The sequence below is a fragment of the Streptococcus sp. 1F3 genome, from assembly GCF_054968985.1.
This window is the reverse complement of record NZ_JBUEQR010000121.1, coordinates 1-3,786: the sequence shown is the minus strand read 5'-3', so window position 1 is coordinate 3,786 and position 3,786 is coordinate 1. Positions and strand designations below refer to the sequence as shown.

6 protein-coding genes and 1 pseudogene are annotated in these 3,786 nt (G+C 36.7%); all 7 read right to left on the bottom strand.

Annotated elements, in window-relative coordinates; all coding sequences use genetic code 11:
* Positions 1-156 precede the first annotated feature (156 nt).
* Complete coding sequence (locus tag ACVPON_RS10020; protein ID WP_462878497.1) at positions 157-432, bottom strand: hypothetical protein; 276 nt, start codon at positions 430-432, stop codon at positions 157-159.
* Between the two features lie 29 nt (positions 433-461).
* On the bottom strand, positions 462-734 hold the full coding sequence (locus ACVPON_RS10015; protein ID WP_462878496.1) for a hypothetical protein: 273 nt from the start codon (positions 732-734) through the stop codon (positions 462-464).
* A 2-nt stretch (positions 735-736) separates the two neighbouring features.
* Entirely contained in the window at positions 737-1,669 is a 933-nt protein-coding gene (locus ACVPON_RS10010; protein WP_462878495.1) for a hypothetical protein, read from the bottom strand.
* Between the two features lie 81 nt (positions 1,670-1,750).
* Entirely contained in the window at positions 1,751-2,179 is a 429-nt protein-coding gene (locus ACVPON_RS10005) for a hypothetical protein (protein WP_462878493.1), read from the bottom strand.
* Positions 2,161-2,358 (bottom strand): hypothetical protein, encoded by a 198-nt coding sequence (locus tag ACVPON_RS10000; RefSeq protein WP_462878491.1) that lies wholly within the window; start codon positions 2,356-2,358, stop codon positions 2,161-2,163. The genes ACVPON_RS10005 and ACVPON_RS10000 overlap by 19 nt, the downstream gene beginning before the upstream one ends.
* A 60-nt stretch (positions 2,359-2,418) precedes the next feature.
* Entirely contained in the window at positions 2,419-2,886 is a 468-nt protein-coding gene (locus tag ACVPON_RS09995; protein WP_462878489.1) for a hypothetical protein, read from the bottom strand.
* A gap of 3 nt (positions 2,887-2,889) precedes the next feature.
* A pseudogene (locus ACVPON_RS09990) lies at positions 2,890-3,786 on the bottom strand (hypothetical protein); the annotation flags it as partial.

The window sequence follows — 3,786 nt, the reverse complement described above, 5'->3', positions numbered from 1 at the left end:
GTAGACACTGTCGACAATCCCCATGAAATCTTGTAAGTCGGTTATCGAAAAGAGCTGTTCTAGTTGATTGTAATGGATTTGGGCTTCCTGCTTCTCATAATCAAAATGACAAGTAAAAAGAGATCATCAAAAATCTTTTAAATTTCTAAAAAATCACTATAATAACTTGCGCTTCCTTAGCCGTTCTAATGTTTCAATTCTAAAGATTACCAGAGAATATAATGTTTCAAAAGCTTCTAATTCATTAGTAGTTTCCAATCGTATGCGACATTTTTTTTCATCATATTCGTATACTTTCCACTTTTTCTCTTCCTCTTCGAAAAAACAGCCTTTCGAATACGGTCCTCCAATGGCACCAACTACTATTTTTTCTACTGAACCTATTTTTTTTTGTAAAATTGGTAATAATTTAACAAATTCATCTTTATTCATGCTGAACCTCTGCTTCTATTCGGGTTGAGTTATCGCATTTTTGAACTTTGATACCTCTTTATTTCAGATTTTACAGATTCAATAAATATTTTCTTAATTTCCTCTTCAGTGTCTGTTCTCCATAAAATTAATTGGTTTCCCGGCACACCTATTCTTTCACCATTTTCATATATGCACCATTTTTTTATATCACTATCAAAATAAATACCTTTTGCATAAGGGATGGGTGCATTACCAATCAACAACTGTCTCTGTGATGGTAGTTGCTGTTGTAATTCCTGAATTTGTTCCTTAAAATCCATGTTTATCTCCTTTGAATCATTATACCTAAATCAAGCATATCTTGACCGCTAAATGGTGTCACAATCTGTTCTGCACCACCAATCATATCCCCCCATGGTGCAGCTTTACCATGAATACCGTAAGTATAATCTTTTATATTTCCTCCAACATTAGAATATGTGTTCTGAATAAAACTATTATATTTTGTCTTAAATTCACTCAACTCTAGTTGACTTAAACCTTCTATTCCTTCCCTCTCAAGAATTTGATTTAACTTATTCAAATCACCATCTTTAATGGCATCAATCTTATCGAAATATGTCTCTCTGTTAAATATACCAGTATGGTATGCTTCCGGATTTTCTACATATGGGATAGCCCTCTCCCCATAAGAATAAGGACCTGTCGACGGAACATCTGAAAAGTTTCCACCACCCATGTGACCGTACCGATCCCATAACTCTGGCAACCCAGACTCACGAGTAATCGCTTCTATCGTATCCTCCTGATACCCCAATTTAGGTGGCCAATCATAATCTGGTGTTCCCCAATCAGTAAAACCTCTTAGATATTGTGAGTCGCTTGGAACATTAATATCTGCTTTATTAGCTAGATTATCAAAAGCTTGATGTAATTTCTTAACTTTTTCATCCAATGGAATATCACTCTTAGCTACTTTATCCATAAATTCCGATAGTTCCGTGTATCCATCTAAAACTTTTGGAACAACCACATCATCCGCATGTTTACTTGAGAACTGCATCACCTCACGCAGAGTCTTGCTCTCATCACTAAAGGCAGACAGGGAGCCTACTTCATCCGCAAAGGTAAAGGCTTCCCGACGGAGGCCAGCTGGAATTCGGGTATCTAATAATTTCTCTCCAAATTGCCGAATGACAGCGTATGCTAGGACAAGGGCTGAGAGTTTCTTGAATTGTTCTTGATAAAATCTCATCACTTTAAAGTCTGATGTCATTTCAATATCAGGTTTCAATATCAGGAATTTGGTTACCAGCTCCAACACCACACAAGCAATTTAAATTTCTTTTAACGGTGATACATAATCATCCGGTAATTTACCTTTCCAGTCAATCCATTGTTGTTCAGCGACTGGAATCAGCTTCTCTAGCTCTTCCCGAGTAAATAGCTCTAAACTAGTTGGATCCGCAATTAAAGCTGTCGGTGTTTCTACAACAAATTCTTTATCTCGAGCTCTTTTTTCTTCCTCTGTAGGTGGCCAGCGATTATTCTGCAACTTAAAACTCACTTCCCCTAAACTTTTTTCACCACTCTCAAGTGACTCAAACAACTCGCTCGGCAACTCATAAATTATCCGCTGTTCTGCTATTCCACCTTCATCTGCTACAAAATAATACTTACCTTGATGACACCAAATATATTGTCCGTATCCTTTTACTTCTTCAAACTTAGTAACGTCTTCCCATGTTAATTTACTGTGTTCCATGTATGATTTCCTTCTTTTGTACTGATACCATGCATAACTCCTTCTGGCATATCTCCTGGATAGGTTCTTCCTCCTGGTCGCCACCACTTATTAGCACCTATTTCATTTCCACTTGGGATAGAGATTCCTTTTTCAGAGACAACTTTTGGCGAGATATCTACTCTATTTAGACGTACCATTCTTAAATTGTTGTTTGTAACCTCTAACTGCAATAACTTGAAATTTAACTTAAATCAAATTCATTCTAGTATCGAAAGATTAAATTTATTCTTAATAAAAAGATTGCTATTTTTAATACTATTCCAAGGTTCGTGTTTTTCCACACCGCTATTAAAAACTACCACTGTTTGTAATTGATCGTAAAATTTCCTTGCTCCTAATTTCATTTTGTCAACAAGTTCATTATCAACAATGGAGAACGGAGCAGTTCCTTTCGATTCTCTATAGAGCATATACTCAACGTACTGCCATACCAAATAATAATCCGAGGCTGATTGTTCTGTCATATCAGATAACAATTCTTTAAAATCATAATAAACTTCAGAATTCACTTCATAAACTTTAAAGATATCAGATACAACTTCTTCAATGTTTGTAGGAACTACATTATTCGCATTTGAATAAACAATATAATGATAAGGATAATCTCCTCTAAGTAGCTTCAATAAATTACCAGTTTGAAAAGCATCAAATACTTTATTTTCCATTTTTTACTCCAATCTTGTAATTGTCGTTAGTTCATTTGGTATAACATCTGTAACAGCCTCTAATGTGTAGCCAGGATATGTCCTTCCACCGGGTTGCCAAAGCTCATTTGCACCAAATTCATTACCATCAGGAATACGTAGCTTCAAATCATCAACATCCGTAACATCTATTTTTACTAAGCCTCCGCCATCTGAAAAATAACCTTTCTTAAACCCTAATGCCTCTTCCCAAATCCTTAAATCCCTTTCCGATTTTAAAGCAATCTCGTCAGCATATTTTTTAGGTAAAACAAATACAGTATTGTCATCAGGAACTCCAACAAATCCATTTGTTTCTGTAAATCTTGAATATGCATAATCCGTCTGAATAATTGAAATTCCGTCGTCAAATTGTGAAAGGTGGCTATTTATATATTCTGGTGAAAGATATGTGCTAGGATTTGGTCTTAATCCTTTATTTGTCAATATAATTTCGTTAACAACTTTTTGATCAATTCCATTTTCCCTTAAGTTATTCCAAGCCGCATACCTCTGCGCATCTTCTGGGCTCATCCCTTCGATAAAAGGAAGTCTGCTTGTTTTCTCTACCACCTCATCCGCATGTTTACTTGAGAACTGCATGGCTTCACGCAGCGTCTTGCTCTCAACGCTAAAGGCAGACAGTGAGCCTACTTCATCCGCAAAGGCAAAGGCTTCCCGACGGAGGCCTGCTGGAATTCGGGTATCTAATAATTTCTCCCCAAATTGCCGAATGACAGGATTGCTCTTCGCTAAGATATTATCAACCTTTGAGCCCCACTTTTCGACAGTTGAGAGGATTCTTGCCTTGGTACTGCTTTTGGCTAAGCCAATCATCTCAGCTGCCTTAGCTCCAAGCTTCGTCCCCTTAGCCATCTTACC

Excerpts from the sequence above, each read along its gene's own strand:
- ACVPON_RS10020 (WP_462878497.1), bottom strand. The coding sequence starts at position 432 with ATGAATAAAGATGAATTTGTTAAATTATTACCAATTTTACAAAAAAAA.
- ACVPON_RS10000 (WP_462878491.1), bottom strand. The coding sequence starts at position 2,358 with ATGGTACGTCTAAATAGAGTAGATATCTCGCCAAAAGTTGTCTCTGAA.
- ACVPON_RS10015 (WP_462878496.1), bottom strand. The coding sequence starts at position 734 with ATGGATTTTAAGGAACAAATTCAGGAATTACAACAGCAACTACCATCA.
- ACVPON_RS10010 (WP_462878495.1), bottom strand. The coding sequence starts at position 1,669 with ATGAGATTTTATCAAGAACAATTCAAGAAACTCTCAGCCCTTGTCCTA.
- ACVPON_RS10005 (WP_462878493.1), bottom strand. The coding sequence starts at position 2,179 with ATGGAACACAGTAAATTAACATGGGAAGACGTTACTAAGTTTGAAGAA.
- ACVPON_RS09995 (WP_462878489.1), bottom strand. The coding sequence starts at position 2,886 with ATGGAAAATAAAGTATTTGATGCTTTTCAAACTGGTAATTTATTGAAG.